This window comes from Pseudoalteromonas denitrificans DSM 6059, assembly GCF_900112265.1.
GTDB classification, from domain to species: domain Bacteria; phylum Pseudomonadota; class Gammaproteobacteria; order Enterobacterales; family Alteromonadaceae; genus Pseudoalteromonas; species Pseudoalteromonas denitrificans.
This window is the reverse complement of the sequence record NZ_FOLO01000076.1, coordinates 1-20,617: the sequence shown is the minus strand read 5'-3', so window position 1 is coordinate 20,617 and position 20,617 is coordinate 1. Positions and strand designations below refer to the sequence as shown.

General features: G+C 32.8%; 21 protein-coding genes and 1 pseudogene. 14 read left to right on the top strand and 8 right to left on the bottom strand.

Annotation, left to right across the window (positions count from 1 at the left end):
- From BM088_RS24880 to BM088_RS24865, 4 genes are all read right to left on the bottom strand, one after another.
- Nucleotides 1-248, bottom strand: a 248-nt coding sequence (locus tag BM088_RS24880) for a transposase (protein WP_143085132.1), incomplete at its 3' end; no start/stop codon positions are given.
- 48 nt (nucleotides 249-296) lie between these two features.
- On the bottom strand, nucleotides 297-2,060 hold the full coding sequence (locus BM088_RS24875; protein WP_091991308.1) for a cupredoxin domain-containing protein: 1,764 nt from the start codon (nucleotides 2,058-2,060) through the stop codon (nucleotides 297-299).
- 152 nt (nucleotides 2,061-2,212) lie between these two features.
- Nucleotides 2,213-3,919 (bottom strand): methyl-accepting chemotaxis protein, encoded by a 1,707-nt coding sequence (locus BM088_RS24870; protein WP_091991305.1) that lies wholly within the window; start codon nucleotides 3,917-3,919, stop codon nucleotides 2,213-2,215.
- Between the two features lie 26 nt (nucleotides 3,920-3,945).
- Complete coding sequence (locus BM088_RS24865; protein ID WP_091991302.1) at nucleotides 3,946-4,674, bottom strand: Tll0287-like domain-containing protein; 729 nt, start codon at nucleotides 4,672-4,674, stop codon at nucleotides 3,946-3,948.
- 210 nt (nucleotides 4,675-4,884) lie between these two features.
- On the opposite strand from BM088_RS24865, the gene BM088_RS24860 reads away from it, so the two are divergent.
- The 5 genes and pseudogenes from BM088_RS24860 (at nucleotide 4,885) to BM088_RS24845 (ending at nucleotide 8,839) form a co-directional block, all read left to right on the top strand.
- Entirely contained in the window at nucleotides 4,885-5,616 is a 732-nt protein-coding gene (locus BM088_RS24860; RefSeq protein ID WP_091991298.1) for a hypothetical protein, read from the top strand.
- A gap of 4 nt (nucleotides 5,617-5,620) precedes the next feature.
- Nucleotides 5,621-6,580: an ABC transporter substrate-binding protein gene (locus tag BM088_RS24855; protein WP_091991295.1), complete on the top strand. Its 960-nt coding sequence runs from the start codon at nucleotides 5,621-5,623 to the stop codon at nucleotides 6,578-6,580.
- Complete coding sequence (locus BM088_RS24850) at nucleotides 6,570-7,469, top strand: hypothetical protein (RefSeq protein WP_091991292.1); 900 nt, start codon at nucleotides 6,570-6,572, stop codon at nucleotides 7,467-7,469. The genes BM088_RS24855 and BM088_RS24850 overlap by 11 nt, the downstream gene beginning before the upstream one ends.
- Nucleotides 7,436-7,543 (top strand): annotated as a pseudogene (locus BM088_RS28175) (hypothetical protein); the annotation flags it as partial. The gene BM088_RS24850 and the pseudogene BM088_RS28175, both read left to right, overlap by 34 nt.
- 21 nt (nucleotides 7,544-7,564) lie before the next feature.
- Nucleotides 7,565-8,839, top strand: coding sequence for an ATP-binding protein (locus tag BM088_RS24845; RefSeq protein ID WP_091991289.1), 1,275 nt, complete (start codon nucleotides 7,565-7,567; stop codon nucleotides 8,837-8,839).
- A 22-nt stretch (nucleotides 8,840-8,861) separates the two neighbouring features.
- Here the strand turns inward: BM088_RS24845 and olsF are convergent, their stop codons facing one another.
- Nucleotides 8,862-10,586, bottom strand: a complete 1,725-nt coding sequence (olsF, locus tag BM088_RS24840) for a bifunctional ornithine lipid synthase OlsF (protein ID WP_091991287.1) — start codon at nucleotides 10,584-10,586, stop codon at nucleotides 8,862-8,864.
- A gap of 136 nt (nucleotides 10,587-10,722) precedes the next feature.
- On the opposite strand from olsF, the gene BM088_RS28170 reads away from it, so the two are divergent.
- From BM088_RS28170 to BM088_RS24825, 3 genes are all read left to right on the top strand, one after another.
- On the top strand, nucleotides 10,723-11,388 hold the full coding sequence (locus BM088_RS28170) for a CPBP family glutamic-type intramembrane protease (protein ID WP_091991284.1): 666 nt from the start codon (nucleotides 10,723-10,725) through the stop codon (nucleotides 11,386-11,388).
- An 89-nt stretch (nucleotides 11,389-11,477) separates the two neighbouring features.
- Nucleotides 11,478-12,275, top strand: coding sequence for an ion transporter (locus tag BM088_RS24830; protein ID WP_091991281.1), 798 nt, complete (start codon nucleotides 11,478-11,480; stop codon nucleotides 12,273-12,275).
- A gap of 80 nt (nucleotides 12,276-12,355) precedes the next feature.
- Nucleotides 12,356-12,655, top strand: a complete 300-nt coding sequence (locus BM088_RS24825; protein ID WP_091991278.1) for a hypothetical protein — start codon at nucleotides 12,356-12,358, stop codon at nucleotides 12,653-12,655.
- A gap of 60 nt (nucleotides 12,656-12,715) precedes the next feature.
- On the opposite strand, the gene BM088_RS24820 is transcribed toward BM088_RS24825, so the two are convergent.
- A complete protein-coding gene (locus BM088_RS24820; RefSeq protein WP_091991275.1) occupies nucleotides 12,716-13,015 on the bottom strand; it encodes a YebG family protein in 300 nt (99 codons plus the stop codon).
- A 202-nt stretch (nucleotides 13,016-13,217) separates the two neighbouring features.
- On the opposite strand from BM088_RS24820, the gene BM088_RS24815 reads away from it, so the two are divergent.
- A complete protein-coding gene (locus BM088_RS24815) occupies nucleotides 13,218-13,514 on the top strand; it encodes a ComEA family DNA-binding protein (RefSeq protein WP_091991272.1) in 297 nt (98 codons plus the stop codon).
- Between the two features lie 47 nt (nucleotides 13,515-13,561).
- On the opposite strand, the gene BM088_RS24810 is transcribed toward BM088_RS24815, so the two are convergent.
- Both BM088_RS24810 and dsbB read right to left on the bottom strand, forming a co-directional pair.
- Nucleotides 13,562-13,858 carry a DUF6170 family protein gene (locus BM088_RS24810; protein ID WP_091991269.1) on the bottom strand — a complete coding sequence of 99 codons (297 nt, stop codon included), beginning with the start codon at nucleotides 13,856-13,858 and terminating at the stop codon, nucleotides 13,562-13,564.
- Between the two features lie 12 nt (nucleotides 13,859-13,870).
- Nucleotides 13,871-14,386 (bottom strand): disulfide bond formation protein DsbB, encoded by a 516-nt coding sequence (gene dsbB, locus BM088_RS24805; RefSeq protein WP_091991266.1) that lies wholly within the window; start codon nucleotides 14,384-14,386, stop codon nucleotides 13,871-13,873.
- 205 nt (nucleotides 14,387-14,591) lie between these two features.
- Here dsbB and fadR point away from each other — a divergent pair, with 205 nt between their 5' ends.
- The 5 genes from fadR to BM088_RS24780 all read left to right on the top strand — a co-directional run.
- Nucleotides 14,592-15,308 (top strand): fatty acid metabolism transcriptional regulator FadR, encoded by a 717-nt coding sequence (gene fadR, locus BM088_RS24800; RefSeq protein ID WP_091991264.1) that lies wholly within the window; start codon nucleotides 14,592-14,594, stop codon nucleotides 15,306-15,308.
- Nucleotides 15,309-15,557: 249 nt separating this feature from the next.
- A complete protein-coding gene (locus BM088_RS24795; RefSeq protein ID WP_091991261.1) occupies nucleotides 15,558-16,163 on the top strand; it encodes a peroxiredoxin C in 606 nt (201 codons plus the stop codon).
- A gap of 299 nt (nucleotides 16,164-16,462) precedes the next feature.
- On the top strand, nucleotides 16,463-17,590 hold the full coding sequence (locus BM088_RS24790; protein ID WP_091991258.1) for a 4-phosphoerythronate dehydrogenase: 1,128 nt from the start codon (nucleotides 16,463-16,465) through the stop codon (nucleotides 17,588-17,590).
- Nucleotides 17,590-18,606, top strand: a complete 1,017-nt coding sequence (locus tag BM088_RS24785) for an aspartate-semialdehyde dehydrogenase (protein ID WP_091991255.1) — start codon at nucleotides 17,590-17,592, stop codon at nucleotides 18,604-18,606. Before BM088_RS24790 ends, BM088_RS24785 begins: the two co-directional genes overlap by 1 nt.
- A 287-nt stretch (nucleotides 18,607-18,893) precedes the next feature.
- Nucleotides 18,894-20,617: FimV/HubP family polar landmark protein (locus BM088_RS24780; RefSeq protein WP_281247199.1), on the top strand; the 1,724-nt coding region annotated here is incomplete at its 3' end.

The following is a 20,617-nucleotide window of genomic DNA, read 5'->3' as shown; positions in this document are numbered from 1 at the left end:
CTATTTTTTGCTAAAGTTTTGAACAGTCTCATTAATATGCCTTTTCTTGACCAAAGAAGAAAACGACGATAAATGGTATTCCACAACCCAAAACATTCAGGTAAATCACGCCACGGACAGCCAACACGTAAGCGATAAAGTATTCCTTCTAGTGTTTGTCGATGTTCAAGCTTGTTATAAACTCTATCTTCAAGCAATATAGCTTTTAGTTTCGACCACAGCTCATCAGTGAGCATTAATCGGGGCATGACAATCTCGTTTAGTTTGGTTTTGGCGAAGTGAATTATACGAGATTGTCACTTACGCACAAAATTCAAACAAAGATCAACAGCCCCTAATATTTTTCCTGACTTGATTAAATCAATTGTTTTTTCTTCATTAAGTTTTATATCTATGTCTATTAAATCAAATTTAGGCAGCCATATTTTTAATTTATTAAAGTGTTCGGGGTAGCCTGACATTTCGGTGCGTTTATAGTTTTCATTTTGGCTTAGTTCTATTATTTTATAATATTGTGATTTTATTGAACCAATCCAAGCACTCATATATAAGTGTAATCGACATTTCATTTCGACAAATATATCTTCTTCCCAAAATAACTCTTGCTCAAACTTGGAACCCGGTGGCATATAACTTAATTGCCACTTAATTTTATTTTTTTTATCTTTAACATAAATTGTATGCCCAACGTCATCTGAATTACGTAAGCTCATTTTGCTACCTTTATCACCTAACAGTAACTTTTTGGTAAAATACCCATCTTTATGATCCATAACAGGAGATGATGTTAGGCTTTTATCTTCGGGCCAATAAATCGCAAAAACATCCGGTACATTATTTGGATTAAAAATTTGTAGTTCTAATTGTATTCCTGGCCCTAATAGCTGTTTATCTTTATCAGAAATAGCTTTAAAAATGGTGCTTTTTATCTGTTTTTTTTTCTTTTTATTGAAACTCGCATCAGTTGATGTAGGTAAAGTTAAAATCCATTTGTGCATTAAATCTAGGGCTTGATAATCGATTTTTTCTGTTGCTAACATAGGCATTCTATAATTTTCATCGAGACTATTCATTCTTAGGAATAGAGCACTTTGATAAAGAGCGAGTTCATCATCTTCACCACCTAAAATGATATAAGGTGTTGCTGTGAAGTTTAAAGTTGGTTTATTAACAGCAGTTTTGTAAACGTCGGTTTTGTCGAGGGAGTCAAAAGATAACTTATGACGAAACTTTAAATGTTTGGCATCTTGTTCTGCAGCATGTCCTAGAGGATTGTGACAATTACCGCAGTTAGCATGTAAATACCCTAATGCTTTTTGTTCTAAAACAGTGCCAGGTAAAAGTGGGCTGTTGATAGAGTGAGTCAGTTTATTAGCAGCAAGCAAAGATTTTAATGTCCATTCATTCTTTTGCCTTTTAGGCCCATGGCCAAAGGCATGCTTTGCTTGTTCGTCGCTGAGTTGTATTGCATCAAAACCAAGTACAATGTCAGTATTGCCTTTATGGCAATCAACGCAATCTTGTTCTGAAGGAATGTTATGATCTGTATTTAAAACGTTTTTAGTTGCAAAGGCTAATTTGGCATCAGTTTGTTCTTTATTCCAGATATAGGTATTTATTAACCAGGAGTCAATGCCTTCACCGGGTGTTATTTTTTGAAAATGTCGGGTTTCAACTTTTATTTCAGTATTTGATTGTTTTGGAGTTTTCCTGAACTCTTTAAATATTTGTGTCCCTACAGGAAATATCCAACGATCTGGGTTTTGAGTATCTATTTGGCTATTTTCAGGTAAATATATCCAGCGTGACTTATTTGCGCCATCACTCCATAGTTGATAGTTAGGCGTAAACATGATGAGTTGTGGTGATATTCTATGTTGTAAATAGTTAAAATATAAGCAGGAATCCGAGAGTAAAATTGGCACTGAGCGCATTTCTGATGTCAAAGTGCATGTTTTATGAGTCTTTTGTTTTTGCTCTAATGTTTGATTACATGAAAGTAGAAAATAAAAGCTGAATATTATAAAAAATGATTTATAGTTTTTAACATATTTATTCATCTTTAATGTATACCATATAGGTTATATACCTAATCCCTTGATAAGTTATTAATAAATAATGCTCTATCAATCATTTATTAAGGTGTGCCAGTTCATGGGTTGCTTCACAGACTTGGGCGTAGATATAGAGGCGACTTAAATATAAACATATTTTATGTTTTAAATTGTTTAACAATAGAATCTAACTGTTTTGATAGTTCTAAAAGGTTCTCACTGGCTGTCATGGTTTCTTGTACGGCATCTGTGGTTGTTGAACAGCTGTCATTGATGTCTACAACATTTCGATTTATATCATCAGCAACTAAAGATTGCTCTTCTGCAGATGTTGCAATTAAAGTATTAATATCATTAATTTCATTGACTTGAAAATCTACTTTTTCTAACGCTTCTCCAGTCAGTTCTGCTTGGGCGGCTACATTATGCGCCTCTTCATTACCCAGAGACATCAAACTAACAGCATCTTTTGTACCTACTTGTAATTTAGAAATAATGTTGTTAATTTCTTCGGTTGATTCTTGGGTTTTTTGAGCTAAAGTTCTCACTTCATCTGCAACTACGGCAAAACCACGACCGGCTTCTCCTGCTCTAGCTGCTTCTATTGCAGCATTTAAAGCTAATAAGTTAGTTTGTTCTGAAATATTACGAATAACATCTAGCACTAAGCCAATTTCGGCACTGTCATGTTCAACTTTTTTGAGTGCGTCGTTGGCATTATTTAGTAATTTAGATAAGCCTTGAGTATTTTTTATCGAAGTATCAACCATATGACGCCCTTCAGTGGTTGTTTCTTTTGTTTTTTCTGTTGAGTTTTTTGCTTGTTCAGTATGTCGAGCGACTTCTTGAACTGTTGTTGCCATTTCATTTATAGCTGTGGCAACTTGTTCAGTTGCATTTTGTTGATTTACAACCCCACCTTGGGCATTTTGCATTAGGTCTACTAAATTAGAAATAGCAGTATCTAACTCGATACTTGCTTGACCGACTTGGTCAACAATATTTGAAAACAAATCCATCATTTTATTAAATGAAACGCCGGTAATACCAATTTCATCTAATGTTCTAACCTCAAACCTGACTGCTAAGTTTGATTCTTGCTGAATTTTTTCTACCGTTGTCCTTAATCGGTTAACAGGTGTACAAACCTCTCTTCGCATCACATAGCTATATAGAAGGCTCAAAGCGATTATTGTAAAAAGAATTATGATTGAATTAGTTAATAAATCTGAATTTTTTTCGACAACAATATTGGCTGATATTCTAACTTGTTCACCTGATGACTTCACTGCATTTGCCGCTGATAATGCTTGTGCATTAATTTTTTTGAACTCTAGATCTGTTTTTTTTAAAGCATCAGCGATCAAAAGTTCAATATCTAATGCTATTTGGCGGCACTGTGCAATGATTGAATTACCCTTAACACGGTTTTCATCTACATAAGCATCAACTGCACTGAGCATTAATTCATATAGCTTATCTGCTTTTATTTGTAGATCTGAAGCTAACTTTGGGTCTGTTTTTTGTATTTTCATTAATTCAATATTGAGTTCTTCGAGTGTCTCATTAGCATTATCTTCAGCTTCATTTAACCAACTAACAGACAAATCTAAGAGCCAAGCTCTTAAGTCCCTAAACTCACTATCTATTTTAATGAGTTGAGCTGATTTTATTTTAACTAATTGCTGTTGCTGCTTGAGATCTACTTGATGATTTATTGCTGTAGTTTGTTTATTTACAAGCTTTCTCTGTTCAATACTGATCTGGGATGTTGACTGAACAGTGAGTAGGATATAAATCAAAGATCCAGCGACAATCGCAGAAAACCCTAAGCTACCAGCAACTAATTTTGTAGATATATTCATAATTCAACACTCTTTTGAATGCAAAGTTAATCGAAAATAATAAGACTTATGGCACCTCCTAGCTCATTTAAAACACCACCTTCTTTTTTTCCTCCTGTGATATCACGTTCACCTTTAGGTGTACCATGACAATTAAGACAAGAAGGTCCGTAGTATTCAGGAAGTATAAATCTGTATGCATTTTTACCTTTTACCTGGGTACTCTCTGAGAAGGATTGACCTTTTTTATAATCTGACTTTTTGAACATAGTTTCTATAATATTATTTTCCCACTTATCAGGTCTGTTAGCTCTGTTTCTAACATAACTTTTAGGTGCTGTGAGCTTTATTTTCATTTTCCCTGACATTTTGATATTAAATTTATTAGCCACTTGTCGGGCAAAAATTGCAGGTAAAAAGCCTTTAAAACCAACTCCTTTTTCATTGATCAAATCTTGGTTTTCACTCATTACATCTTGAACAGCTGCTAGCATTGCTTTTTGTGCTGGAGTAAGGCTGTTAGCATCTAATTTTTTCCCACTGGTTTTTGAGTAATTAACGAGTGTTTTTTCACTCACGGCTTGAGCAGATAAACCTTTATCGCCTAAATCGACTTTATTTATATGGCCCTGGTTTACAGAGATAACTTTTCGAGCAGCACGAAATAATGTTGTGAGTTCTTGGCTAATGCCATCTTTTTCTGTTGCTAGAGTCAGTTCAGGGAGAACAAATAAGGTGATACAGAGTAAAAAGCTCATTATATTTTTGATGTTCATAACTGTTTTCCTATTAGATAGTGTTTAGGAGCGTACAAAACATTATGATAAGTATAGTTAAAAAACAGATTAGTTTATTTTTTATACAGAAAAAGTTATTTATAAATAAACTTCTTTGTACTTGGGTTGAATATTAAAATTATATATTTGAATTTAATTCAGTTTTAGCTATGTTTTAGTCAGTGTGTTTTTTGAAAAAGGGTGTGAATTATGGCTAAAACTATTTTTGTTAATTTTTTGATTTTATTACAATTATTTTTAATATCGAATGCATATAGCCAAACTAAAAATACATCAACAGGCTTCTTGGATTTTAATTTATACCCAGAATTAACCGATGTAGATTCTGACAGTGTTTTCACATTAAATACGGCTGCAAAACTGCCAAATAGGTTTTCGTATTTCAGTTTATTGAATTTATATAATCAAAGCAGTGATAACTCATTAAAAGAAACAACCAGTTATTACACTGAACAAAACCTGCGTTGGCAAGTTTCAAATGACTCCCCATTAGATTTAACTTTACAAATGAATTTTAGAACTGGAAAGAATAATGATAGGCATAGGTTGGGGGTGCGTTGGCGTTTGAATAATACGTCATATTTGCATGATTTTTTTCAATCGATACATTTAAATTATGCAATCAACTTCCATATAATTCAATTTGATGATGAAGATCCTAATGTATGGCAAATGGAGCATGCTTTCATGATGAAATTTCCTTATTTAACTGAGCGGCTATACTTATCTGGCTTTGCGGATCATACCTTTAACCAAGATTTACCCGATGATTTTCCTGACTCTCCTATTGTTGCAGAAATGCAATTAGGTTTTAGGTTATATGAAAATCTATTTTTGATCAGTGAATATAGGCTAAATCAGTATAGGCGTAGTGATGTCAATAACTTAGCAATTGGGCTAGAGTATAAAATGATATGGTAATTTTATGAATGTAAAAATGAAAGGCATTTATTTTTTAATACTATCACTTTTAACTTTTTCAATGTCAGTCATGGCAAGTGAATATAAAATTGGATTATCTGCCTGGTCTGGATATCCACAAAGCATTAAAGGCTTTAAAGATGCATTAGCTAAAGGAGGCTTTATTGAAGGAAAAAATACGCTGTTTATTTTAAAAAATGCTAACGCAAATAGGCAAAAACAAATTGAAATAGCGCAAAAATTTGAAGATGAAAACTTAGATTTGATTTACAGTTTAACAACTCCAAGTACAGTCATTATAAAAGATATTGTAAAGCCGACAACGCCAATTGTTTTTTCTATTGTGACCTATCCGGCTGATTCTGGTTTAATTGAATCATTTGATTACTCAGGAAATAATTTAGTAGGGACAAGTAATTATGTACCTTTAAAGTATTATGTTGATCTTTTTATTAAACTTTTACCTGAAGCAAAAAAAGTTGCTATTTTCCACCGTAAAGGTGAGCCGAATTCTAATATCCAAGCTGTTAATTTATCGAGATTGTTTCGTCGTAATAAAATTGACGTACTAGACCAACAACCGGAAAATTTAGCGGAAGTACGCCAAATGGCTCAAGCACTTGAGGGAAAAGTAGATGCTATTATTACAACAACAGATACTTTAATGCAAAATGGTGGAGAACAAGCGCTTGTTTTGATATCTAAAGCGCACGGTATTCCAATTTTAAGTTCAAATAAACAGGGCATTATAAATGGTTCAACTTTTGGTCCTGTTGCTGACTTTTATACTTTGGGAAAAATGTCAGGCGAGATGGCGATAAAAATTTTGAACGGGGACAGTACTCCTAAAAAGTTAAAATCAAAACTGCAAAATCCGCCAACAATATTAGTTAACAAAAGCAGTATTGATTTATTAAAAATAAAAATCCCAGCCTCGTTAACCAGTATCGTTTATGTTGACTAGTATAAAATTAAAGCTTGGCCCTAAATTAGTCATTTTTTCATTGTTGGCAATTATACCTTCATTGATATTAGTGGGAGGTTTTTTTTATTCTTTATTACAAAAACAATTAACGGATCAAATTGATGTTTCTATTGAAAATAACCTGAATTTTGTAAAATTTCATATTAAAAAAGAATTAGAGCGCACTCAAAATACTGTACGAGTGATAGCAAGTGACCCCGGCTTACGAAGAGCGTTAGATCAGGAGCTGAGTTTAGGACTTAATAGTCAGCTTAACCGTATTGCGTCAATTTACCCTGAGTTGAATTACCTTATCTTATTAGATAAGGCGAGTTATGTTTTTGCAATAAATACGATAAATGCGCAAAAGAAAAAAATCCCAACAGAAGATATTTTAGGTTACACATTAGAAAATTACCCATTATTACCGCAGTTATCGACAATCCCCAGCTTTAGTAAACCGGGGTTTGATATCAATTTAAGCCGCTTTAATTTAGATGAAAAACATGCTAAGTGGTTTAGTGCACCAGTAATGGTTCGTGGTGAAGCGATAGGTTGGGTCATTCTTTCCTATAGATGGCAAGACTCAATGACGGCATTACAAGACAATTTATTAGAAAACTTAACAAGCCAAGGGATCCCTGTACTGGGTTCTGGTATTAAAAATAAACAAAATGATTTAATTGCTGGTACTTTGGTGAATGAAGAGAATATTGAAAATCGAATTGTATCATTTAACATTGCTGATGCTGAACTTTCAATTGTCTTGCAAATTGATTCTAAATTGAAAGCCAAAGCAGTATCGGAATTTAGATTGCTTCTTCTTGTAATTTCTATTGTTTTAGTCGCTCTGTTATTTTTTATTATATTGTTCATACTCAGCTATTAAAACCTATCAAAGCACTTGACAAAGGTGCTGCAAAATATTCTGATGGTAACTTTGAATATAGATTAGATACACGTGGTACTGATGAGTTAGCGCAATTGGCAAAGTCATTCAATAGTATGGGAGAAAAGCTGGAAGTTGCCAGAGAGCATTTAGAGTCACAAGTTTTGCAAAGAACATCTGAATTAACACAAGCTAATGAAAACTTAGCGATAGCATCAAAAGAAGCGGTAATAGCAAATGAAGCAAAAAGTGAATTTCTAGCCAGTATGAGCCATGAAATTAGGACTCCAATGAATGGTGTCATTGGTATGCTTACTTTGCTAAAGGATACTGAGCTTGATGAGGTACAAAGTAACTATGTAAGTTTGGCAAATACCAGTGCAAAATCTTTATTAGTTGTTATTAATGATATTTTAGATTTTTCTAAAATTGAGGCCGGTAAGCTTGAATTAGAATGTATTGATTTTGATATTAAAAACTTGCTTAGTGAATTTACGAAAATAATGGCCATTAGAACTTTAGAGTCATCTGTAAAATTAATATTAAATATTACAGATATTTCTTATGCTAATGTGAAAGGTGATCCTGGTCGGATCAGGCAAATATTAAATAACTTAGTAGGGAATGCTTTAAAGTTTACAGCTAAAGGGGAGATAGTTATTTATGCATCTCTGGTTAAAGTGAATGAAAGGCTGCTATTTACCTGTAGTATTACCGACTCAGGAATAGGCATGTCAGATGAAGTTTTACCGCACTTATTTGATGCATTTACTCAGGCTGATTCAAGCACAACAAGGAAATTTGGCGGTACAGGGTTAGGGTTAACCATTGTTAAACAGTTATGTGAAATGATGCAGGGTTCCATTAAAGCGACAAGTGAATTAGATAAAGGCAGTACATTTACTTTTAAAGTTTATTTCGATAAAGGCTCAAAAAAAGAAAAATTATCAAATAGAAGCAACTTGAATAGCCAAGCAAGTAAAACGAATACTATCAATGGACATGTATTATTAGTTGAAGATAATAAGATAAATCAAATAGTGGCTTTAACTAATCTTGAAAAGCTAGGATTAACGGTTTCCATTGCGAATGATGGTGAGGAAGCTTTACAAAAGCTCAGGGAATCAAAAAATTACTCATTGATACTGATGGACTGCCAAATGCCTGTAATGGATGGTTATCAAGCAACGACTAATATTAGACAAGGCAAAGCAGGTTTTGAAGCGCAAGATATCATAATCATTGCTATGACGGCAAACGCAATGGCGGGTGATAAAGAAAAATGCATACAAGTTGGTATGAATGATTATTTAGCAAAACCAATAGACCCAGAAAAAATGAGTCTTATGCTCAAGCGCTATTGTGTATAAATTCAAAGCTTAGTTGTAGTAACTACACTTCAATATTATGCGAATTGATATATCGGTTGCGTTTTTTTTCTTTTAATTTATCTAAATCAACCAATACTAAACCGTCAATGCAGTCATTAAACTCTGGATCTGTGCCAAAAGATAAAAACTCTACTCCACCTGGTTCACATAAGTCACTGTATTGCTTGTAGAGTGTTGGAATACTGGAACCCATATTTGCAATTAAATGTTTTAACGTTGCAAAGTCAGCTTTGTGATCTAAACCCGTAAATGTTTCTTGGAATTTAACTTTATCTTGTTTATTAATTAGATAAGGGAAGTTTGATTCTGCGAGCTTATTTTTGTTACCAAAATGAAGTTGGTAAAAAAATACCAGATGATCTTTCGCTGATTTTGGCAAGCTATCTGAAATACTGACAGGGCCAAATAAATACCTAAACTTTGGATTCTTATTAATAAAAGCACCAATTCCGTACCAAAGGTAATCTAAACTCCGTTTACCCCAATATTTAGGTTGAACAAAGCTGCGTCCAAGCTCAAGCCCATGTTCAAAATATGGCGTCATTTCACTGTTGTATTTAAATAAGCTTTGCGTATATAAGGCAGTTTTACCTTGCTTTTGTAGTACAGTTTTTGTATCTGCAAATCTATAGGCCCCAGCAATTTCTAAATTTTGTTTATCCCATAAGATTAAATGAAAATAATAAGCATCATATTTATCTGTATCTCTTCTGTTTCCTGTGCCTTCACCTATTTCTCTAAAAGTCATTTCTCTTAGCCGGCCAATTTCGCGTAAAATAGGTGAAGACTCTGTGTATTTATATAAATATATTTCTTTGGAGTCTAATGTAGAGCCTAAAGACTCACATTGCTCTATTGCTAATTTTAGTGCTTTAGGGTCTTCAGGCTGAGCAATTGGTGAATGGGTTTTAAATAAACCTTGTTTATTAGAACCTAAGCGATAAACATGTTTTTTGAAAAGAGAAATAGTGGTGCGATATGGTAAATGATGATTGATATAATTATCTTTTGGTATTAATTTTCCAATTTTTATATCAACACATTTTTGATATTGTTTAAACATTTCACTGATAAGCAACATAGTTGCAAGTGGCTTATATAGCATGGAAACGCTGTAAAATAAGGCTGAATTTCTACCATCTATATAAATAGGCAGAATAGGAGATTGTGTTGCTTTTGCAATGCGATAAAAACCACTATGCCAATGTGTATCACGTACTCCGTTTGGTCTTAACCTTGAGACTTCTCCAGCAGGAAAAACAATTACAGCCCCACCTTTAATGAGGTAATTATAGATTTTAGAGAGGTTTTGAGTCGCTGTATTGCCTTGCATATTGTTCACAGGTAATAGCATTTTATGCATAGGTTCTATGGCCATTAACATATCATTGGCAACAACTTTTACATCCGGCCGGATATCTGTAATGAGTTTGAGTAAAGCTAAGCCATCCAAAGAGCCAATAGGATGATTTGCAATAATCACAACTTTGCCTGTACTTGGAATATGTTCTTTTTCTCGATCTGAAGTGCGATAACTAAAGTCAAAATACTCTAATACTTGTTCTACGAAGTCTATTCCTTGTAAATGAGGATATTTATTTTGAAATTCAATTAAGTCTTTTTCGTGTAATAAGTTGCTTAATATTGCTTTAAGAGGTTTTTTTGTTAATTCACGATTATTTAAGCTCGGAAGTTGTTCAGCGAGTACTTTGTCAACATTAATCATCTACTTATCCAATATGAGTATGTATAAACATAAAGTTAAAGTATTTATGTGACGTTAATTCATCATTTATATTCATTTTTAATGACAATGCATGTTTGCTGTCGATTGAACTGAATATGTAGACTATCTTTTGTATATGCGTTTATTTACATTGCCTTTTTCACAGAATAAATATTATTTGATATGTGAAATCATATTTATCTTTTTTTTAATTCCTATTTTGTTATTGCCTATAACAAAAGGAAATTTTATTCTTCTGATCTTAATGTGTGTATGCTGCTTTTGTTTATTTGTTTTATTAAAAATAGACTTTAGAGGTTTAGATAAACAATTTGAATATAAAATATTTTTTATAGCAATTAAAACTATTGTGATAAGGTGCGTTGTGATAGCAATCGTTTTATTTATTATTTTATTACTATTTTATTCAGAAATATTATTTTTTCACCCTTTAAATGCAAAATCTCAATGGCTTCAATTATTTTGGCTTTACCCGCTATTTTCAGTTATTCCTCAAGAGCTTTTATTTCGTACTTTTTTATTTAAGCGATATCAAATATTGCTGCCTAATATCAATCATAGAGTGGTATTAAGCTGTATTGCGTTCAGTTTTTTACATATTATTTTTCTCAACTGGGAGGCTGTTGTTTTATCTTTTTTAGCCAGCATTATTTTCTGCAGAACATATATTATTTTTAAGAGTATTTTATTAGTAATAATAGAGCACAGTATTTTGGGATTATTGACTTATAGTGTGGGTTTTGGTTATTTTTTTGACAGTGCTTTCATCAATTTATTGTAACAAATAAATTTTTGAAGGTTCAAAAGTGATATGAATTTTTATAAAATGCACTTTTAAATAAAAATAAAACTCACTTAAGAGATATTTGAATGAATTTCAGTAAAATCCAGTCATTTTCCATACGTTTAAAAACGAATAAAATTTTTGAATTATTTGTTATAGGTATTATCGTTTTTTCTGCATTATTAATTGGTGCTAAAACGTATGAGATCCCAACGTCAGCAATGAGTGTTTTAAAATTACTAGACTGGTTTATTACCTTTATATTTTTATTCGAAATTGTAATTCGTTTTATTGCTGAAGAAAATAAAAAATTATTTTTTACTAAAGGTTGGAATATTTTTGATACCTTGATTGTGATTGTCAGTTTGATCCCAATTGAAGACAGTGAACTTGCGTTAGTTGGTCGACTAATTCGTATTTTTAGGGTTATGCGAATGGTTTCATTTGTTCCAGAGCTTAGGTTATTACTAAACTCATTATTACGAGCTTTACCTCAATTGGGTTATGTTGTCTTACTCATGTTTATAATCTTTTATATTTATGCAGCCATTGGCAGTAGTTTTTTTGCTGGGATAAATTCTGAATTATGGGGAGATATTTCAATCTCTATGCTAACGCTGTTTAGAGTGATGACGTTTGAAGATTGGACTGATGTTATGTACGAAATTATGGATGTACATTCTTTATCTTGGATCTATTTTTTATCGTTTATATTTCTAACAACATTTGCGTTCTTAAACATGGTGATAGGTATAGTAGTGAATGTATTGGAAGACGAGCACTCAAAAGAAAAAGAGGCTCAGGATAAAGAGGAAGGCAAGTTAACAATTGAAGATTTATCGGCTCAAATTAATGAATTAAAAAAATTGATCTCAAATAAATAAGCAGAAAAATAAAGGGATAAGTGAAATCACTTAGCCAAGCTGTTACAGTGCGCTAAATATATTTATTATAGAGAATTATTATGTCTGCATTTTGGAATTTTAGAGTTATCTTATGTGAGGCTGATGGTGATAATGAAGCACTTTATCAAATTCATGAAGTTGAATATAACCTTAAAGGTAAAGCTGTTAATTGGTCTGAAACAAGTGTTGCGCCATACGGAAAAACATTTGGTGAACTAAAAGAGGATGTTTCTCGTCAACAAAGTGCCTTTGAAAAACCGATACTTAAATTAAAGCGTAAACAACGTGGTTACGAGTTAGTAGAAGTTGAAACAGGTGAAGATGCTTTTGCAGAGGTACCTGCAGGATTAAGTGAATAAAAAGTCATTTTAAATAAAAGCGCATAGGTTATATATGCGCTTTTACTTAATAGATAAAAATTAGGCTTGTTTTAAATCTGTAACGTTTTCAGCCTTACTTATAGGACTCTTTTTCTCTTTTTCTACTTGGGCTTTGTTACCTTTTAAAGCGGTCATAAAGAGCTCTTTATTTTTAGCTATTTCAAGGGCAAGGGTTTCAACTTGTTGCTCACTTAATGCTACATCTATTTTATCGAGTATTTGTTCCATAGATTCAGCGATATCGAGCATTTTGTCGTAGGCATCAGCATCTTTTTTGCTGGTAAAGGTCATACGCTCAACTCCATTTCTTTCAACCACATATTTGATAACAACAGCCATTCTATTTTCCTACAGTACACTGGTTTTTTATACAGTAAGCTTTACAGCGAATAATTTCAAGTCAATTACAAAAAAAGTAACATTTATTATGCCGTATTTTGACAAAAGAATGCTTTTATTCTTTATTTAATAACGAAGGTATTTGTACCTTTTAAAAAGTGTCTTAATTAAAGTCCAAAGATGGACATCATGGAGGAAGAACATGAAGTTTAATATATTAATTACTTTGTTATTTACATTTTTATTGAGTGTGCCCCTGAAAGTTATCGCACAAAACAATAAAGATAAAACTGTTGTAGTTCATAATCAGTTAATTAACCTAAATACAGCCAAACAAAAGGAAATTGAATCTTTACCTGGTATTGGGAAATCTAAGGCTGCTGCAATAATCTCATATCGCAATAAAAATGGTCAATTTAAGTCAATTGAAGACTTAGTGAAAGTAGGCGGGTTAGGGAAAACAATTATTACTAAATTGGAGGGGAAAATTAGATTTTAATTAATTAAATGAAGAGTAAGTATGGCTTACTCTTCATTCGCTAAATGTTAGCGATCAAGAAATTCAGCTTTTGCTTTATCAATATATTTTTTTGCAAAGTATATTGATATTGGATTTGTTATTAATGGATAACATATTCCTGTTATTAATAAATATATTAAAATCTCCCAGCTATCAATTCTGGCTAAAATTAAAAATATAGGAGTCAAAAAAAGTAATTTAATTAAATTTAAAACTGTTTTTTCAGGTACCGACAAATAACTTAATGCTAAGCGTATTATTTGAGCTCTTTGGGTGTACTTTAATCCTGATAACTCAGGGATACTTCTAGATGTAAGATACATTTAAGTTCCAAATTATATGCGTTTTTTAGATAAGTTAGCGATAAATACACTGATAAAAACAATACTATAAATTGCAAAAATCACTTGCATCCAAGTTGGCATAGATAAATTCAAAAACTGCCATTGTATTTCCCCACAATCTCCAGGAGCTGCAAAAAAGCTAGGGATCCATTCATGTAAAGGCATAAAACTTGGAAAATTAGGGATAATATCGCATGTAAAAGCAAAGGGGTCTGTATTTGTTTGCATATCGATATGTTCCGCTGCAATAAAATAGCCCCAAATAGCTGAGATAGACCATGTAAGATAGGCGATAATACGGACAATTATGTTCTCGGGATTACTCAATCCAATAATAGAAGCAATAAAAATACCTAAAATGGCGGTGCGTTGATATATACACATAATACAGGGGGCGAGATCCATTTGATACTGGAAAAAAAGAGCTGCTATTTCAAGACAAAAGGTACTCAGTGCAAGCACTAACCATGAGGAGCGTTTGAAAGCTAAATTTGCAATAAATGTCATAAAAGGCCTTAGTTTCTATAATTGTTATTTTGCGCAAAATGTCATTTTTTTAGCGCTTGTTAGTTATGCTTGATCTGGTACAATCAGTTTCACATATAGATATTATGCCCATTATATCAATTCCATTGACTCTTAATCAATTGTATTAAATAAGTGTGTGTAGTGCCCAATACCATTGACGTTAATTAATTATTGTGGAAATATCATGAAGATTTTTAAAGCGAAAAGCCCCGCTGGATTTGCTGAAGAGTATATTGTTGACTCTATTTGGAATGGTGAATTTCAACCAGGCTCTATTTTACCTGCTGAGCGAGAGTTATCCGAAATAATAGGTGTAACCAGAACAACGTTACGCGAAGTATTACAACGTTTATCTCGTGATGGGTGGTTGACAATTAAGCATGGTAAACCGACAAGAGTAAATGATTTTTGGGAAACGTCTGGACTGAATATTTTAGAAACTTTGGCGCGGTTAGATAATGAAAAAATGCCAGAGTTAATTGATCAGCTACTTTCTGCTAGAACTAATATCAGTGCAATTTACACCCGTGCTGCAATAAAAAACAATGCAGAGAAAGTCATTGAGATTCTAAAACGTGGAGAGACTATAGTCGATACCGCAGAAGCCATAGCAGAATATGATTATAGAATGCACCATGAACTTGCTTTTGCCTGTGGCAATCCAATTTATGTTTTAACTTTAAATGGTTTTAAAGGATTCTACTCGCGTATCGCAATGCATTATTTTTCAGATCAACGTACTCGAGACTTGGCGCGTACTTTTTATAAAGATCTGATTATATTAGCTGAACAAGGAAAACACGACCAAGCAATTTATTTAATTCGTCAATATGGTCTGGATTCAGGTCTTATTTGGCAAGAATTAAAAGAGTCATTACCAGAAGGTATTATGGACCTATAATATTTATGGCAGTTCATTCTTGGTGAACTGCTATTGTTTGTTTTTATACCGTTCGATTTTTTCAATGAATCACATCGTAAAATCCAATTGTTAAAAAGTCTATTATCGCATTATTATGCAAGCCACAATTAAATATGGAAATATATTAAAATTCATCAGTTTCTGCTTGGGTTTTAAAATTTTGTCACTATATTAGTATCGACGGATTGTTTCCGTTTTTAGATTTAATTAACTTTATTGGAGATCACAATGGGTGTATTAGTAGGCCGTCAGGCACCGGATTTTACAGCTGCAGCAGTACTTGGTAATGGTGAAATTGTTGATGCGTATAACCTTCATGAATCAATCAAAGGTAAAAAAGCTGTAATCTTCTTTTACCCACTAGATTTTACTTTTGTATGTCCTTCAGAATTAATCGCATTTGATAAACGTTTTGCTGAATTCCAAAAACGTGGTGTTGAGGTGATTGGTGTTTCTATTGATTCACAATTCTCACACAATGCATGGAGAAATACTCCTGTAAATCAAGGTGGTATCGGTCCGGTTCAATACCCTTTAATTGCGGATGTTAAGCATGACATCTGTCAAGCATATGACGTTGAGCATCCAGAAGCTGGTGTTGCTTTTCGTGGTTCATTCTTAATTGATGAAGCGGGTGTTGTTCGCCATCAAGTTATTAATGATTTACCATTAGGTCGTGATATTGATGAAATGTTACGTATGGTAGATGCTTTAGCATTTCATACTGAACATGGTGAAGTATGTCCTGCTGGTTGGTCTGAAGGCAAAAAAGGTATGGATGCAAGCCCTGAAGGCGTTGCTAAATTCCTTTCTGAAAATGAAGATGCTTTATAATTAAAAAATAATTATATAATTTTTTGAAACCGCCTTTTGGCGGTTTTTTAATTTTTAAAGTGGACTTAACTTCAACTCAATTTATAAAATATCGATATCGATAAGGTTTTATTAACTTAAAGGAAAATTTAAGCGTTAGTGCCACGTTTCTAACAAGCAAATTTAATGTATGAGGCAATAATAATAATGGCTTTAAGAATGCTCAATAAACTGAGTCCTGATTATTAACTCTTTTTGAAACTCGCATCTTTAGGTTGTTTGGGTATAATGTCGAAAAATTTAGACTTGTGGATAATTAAATGCGAATTCTTGCTGATCAAAACATGCCCTTAGTCGATGAGTATTTTTCTGGGTTTGGTGAAATCACTCGTTTTGATGGCCGTTCTCTTAATGCTGAGCAATTAATAGATGTAGATGTATTATTGACCCGCTCTATTACACAAGTTAATGACGTTTTATTGTCAAAGGCAAATAAACTCAAATTTGTTGGAACTGCCACAATAGGTACTGATCACATAGATCAAACTTATCTAACAAAAAATGATATATTTTTTACCAATGCACCTGGTTGTAATTCGGTTGCGGTTGCAGAATATGTAATTAGTTCACTCTATGCGTTAGCGCAAGAAGATGATTTTTTAGTTCAAGATAAAGTTGTTGGTATTATTGGTGTGGGTAATATTGGTTCTATACTTAATACAAAATTAACCGCATTAGGCATTACAACTTTATTATGCGATCCATTAAACCAATCAAATAATCAAGAATATCTTACTTTCGATCAAGTCGTTCATCAAGCTGATGTAATTAGTCTACATGTTCCTCTTATTAAAGATGGCCAATATAAAACGAAACATATGTTCAATGAAGTCGTATTACAGGCCTTAAAAGACAATGTCATATTAATTAATGCCAGTCGTGGTGATGTAATTGACAATCAAGCTCTACTTAAACAAATGCAAACAGGTAAAGCTTTGTCTTTGGTATTAGATGTTTGGGAAAATGAACCAAATATTTTAGTTGAATTAATGGATTATGTACGTTTTGCGTCGGTGCATATTGCTGGACATACCTTAGAAGGTAAAGCCAGAGGGACACAAATGCTATATCAGGCTTTATGCCTTGAAAATAATCAAGAACCAAAATATCAGTTAAGTGATTTTTTACCTCAGCCTGTTATTGCTAATATTAAGCTGAATAATAATTTTTCAAATCAAGATATTAGAGCTTTAGTACATAGTATCTATGATGTACGTAGTGATCATGGTTTGATCAGTAATCAATTAATGATAAAGGGTTTTGATTTTTTACGTAAAAATTATCCTGCAAGACGAGAATTTTCGGCTGTCAGTATATCGAGTTCTAATAAGTTACAAACAAAGCAATTAGCACAATTAGGCTTTGAAATTTATAATGAGGAAAAATAATGTCACAGCAATTTAATCTTGCTATTTTAGGAGCGACAGGTCTTGTAGGCCGTCAAATTATTGAAACACTAGCTGATAGAAAATTTCCAGTTGATGAACTTCACTTATTAGCAAGTGAGCGTAGTGTTGGTGAAGAAATCAAATTTAAGGGTAAAGAAATTGAAGTTCAAGATGTTGCCCAATTTGATTTTTCTAAAGCACACATTGCTATATTTTCAGCCGGTAGTGAAGTTGCAGAACAATACGCACATATAGCAGCTGATGCCGGTTGTATTGTTATTGATAATTCTTCAAAATTTCGTTCGGCGTATGATGTTCCTCTTGTTGTCCCAGAAGTTAATGAAGATACTTTAGCCGATTATCGTAATCATAATATTATTTCAAACCCTAATTGTGCAACAATTCAATTAATGCTGGTATTAAAACCGATTTATGATGCTTATGGTATTGATCGTGTGAATATTTGTACTTATCAATCAGTATCAGGTGCAGGTAAAAAAGCATTAGATGAGCTTGCAAAACAAACTGCAAATCTTATGAATGCACGGCCATTAGATAATGATGTTTTTGATAAACAGATTGCATTCAATGTTTTGCCTAAAATTGATGATTTTGCTGAAAACGGTTATACGTTAGAAGAGATGAAAATTGTTGAAGAAACGCAAAAAATATTGGCTGATAGCAGCATAATGGTTAATCCAACTGCTGTGCGAGTGCCTGTTTTTTATGGCCATGCTGAAGCTGTTCATTTAGAAACTCGTTCACCAGTTGATATTGAACATGTTAAACAGTTATTAATTGATGCACCTGGTGTGCAATTGATTGAAGGTGATAATGAATATCCAACACCTGTTACAGATGGCAGTGGTTCAGATGATGTTTTTGTTGGCAGATTAAGAGCTGATATTAGCCATCCTATGGGATTAAACCTTTGGATTGTATCTGATAATACTAGAAAAGGCGCTGCCACTAATAGTGTACAGATAGCTGAATCTTTAATTTCTTCGTATTTATAATTTAACTTTCTATAGAAAAGGTCTTAGGGCCTTTTTTGTTTCTATAAATGATATTAATTAAAGCTAAATTCATTGGAAACATTTAAATCAACTCTTTTTTATTCTCATTTATTATAATATCTCTCTAACATCATAATTTTTAAAGTCTTTCAATGGAATTTATATAACATCTAGTTTATAGTTTGTAATTGGAATGGTGTTTGCCGCAATTTTCAGATTAAATACATTTAAATTTTCAATCATGTTTACTTATACATGGTTTTTAGAATAATAAGTAAAGGAATCGCATGCGCAGTTTAGCTTCAATTTTACTTTTAGTGTCTGTGTTTCTTTCAGCAACATGTTTTGCCGAAGAAACCCGATTAAAAGGCCCTAAAAATGTCGATTATGGTAAACAAGGCCGTATGATTGGTCCGATAAAACCAACTGATACATTATGGCGAATTGCATTAAAAATAAGACCTGATAATTCTGTAAGTGTTTACCAAGTCATGCATGCATTATATGAAAAAAATCCTAAATCATTTCTTGATAAAAATATAAATCACATACGTATAGGATCATACTTGAAGATCCCGTCAATGCAGGAAATTCATACGATACAGCCCGAATTAGCAAAACAAAAGTCTGATCAAGATGATACTTTATGGGAAAAGAAAAGGAATGGAAATTTAAGCAACAGTGAAATTGACTTAGTTGCAAAAAAAATTACTCAAGCAAAAAAATCTGATGTTGATGAAGCAAAAGAAGAATTAAAAACACAATTGACGGAAATTACCAAAAATCAAAGTAAAAAATTAGCCGATTTAAAAAATAAATTTAAAGAGTCGGTTGAAAATTCGAAAGTTATTTTAGACGAAAATGAAAAGTTACAAACTCAGTTAAATGTTATTTCAGGTGAATTAGATTCTCTAAAAGGCCAACTGGGTAATGATAGTAAGATACAACAAAATTTACGTGAGTTACTCGCTCAGCAAAATGAATTTATAATGCAGCAAAAAGCAGCTGAAATGGAACGAAATAAGGGGATTAATTGGACTGATCCTATTTTAATTGCGCTATATTCTACTATCCCAGCGATTCTTTTAATTTGGGCTTTAATTTCTTTTTTCCGTAATCGTAAAAAATCAGAAGCACCAACTGATGAAACTATATTTGAAAAACCTGTGGCTGATGTTCCAGCACCACCTCCATTCGAACCTGAAGTTTCAGATTTATTAGACAGCGAACCGGATCTTAATGATAGTTTAGAAGACGATTTATTAGAAGATGACTCGATACAGCTAGATGATAGTTTAGAAGATGATGGATTACCTGAGCCGGATGAAATTTTATATGAAGAAGATGAACCTGATTTAGATTTTGATGAGTTAGATGGCGATTCTTTGTTAAATCAAGATGAGCTAGATGGCTTATTAAGTGATGATATTGTTTTTGAAAATGACTCTGATGACTTAGTTCCTGACTTTGATGATACTGAAAATACACAAAGTGACCTGTTAGACAATGATGATATTGATGCATTTTTGCAGCAAGATTTTGAGCAACCAGCTTCTGAAATTGATGAAGACATAATCTCTGATGATTTGTCTGTTGATGACATGCTCACCGAAACAGATATAGCTCTTGATATTCCAGAAGATTTAGAACCTGCTGCAAATGAAAATGCGCAAGATGATGATGTGGATGCTTTATTAGATAGTGTGGAATTTGATGAAGAGCAGGTTGAAGTTAATGTAGATGTAGATGATATTGATGCGCTATTAGATGGAGCAAACGATGATACAGATACATCAAACACTGAAGATTCAGAAATAACAGTTGATTTAGATGATATAGATGCTTTATTAGATGGATCAAATGATGTTACAGATGTACCTGATGTTAATGACTCGGAAATTGCAGCCGATTTAGACGTTGGTTCTGATGATATCGATGCTTTATTAGATGGCGTGAGTGATGAGTCAGATATTCCTGATGCTGACGATGCAGAAGTTGCGGCCGACTTAGA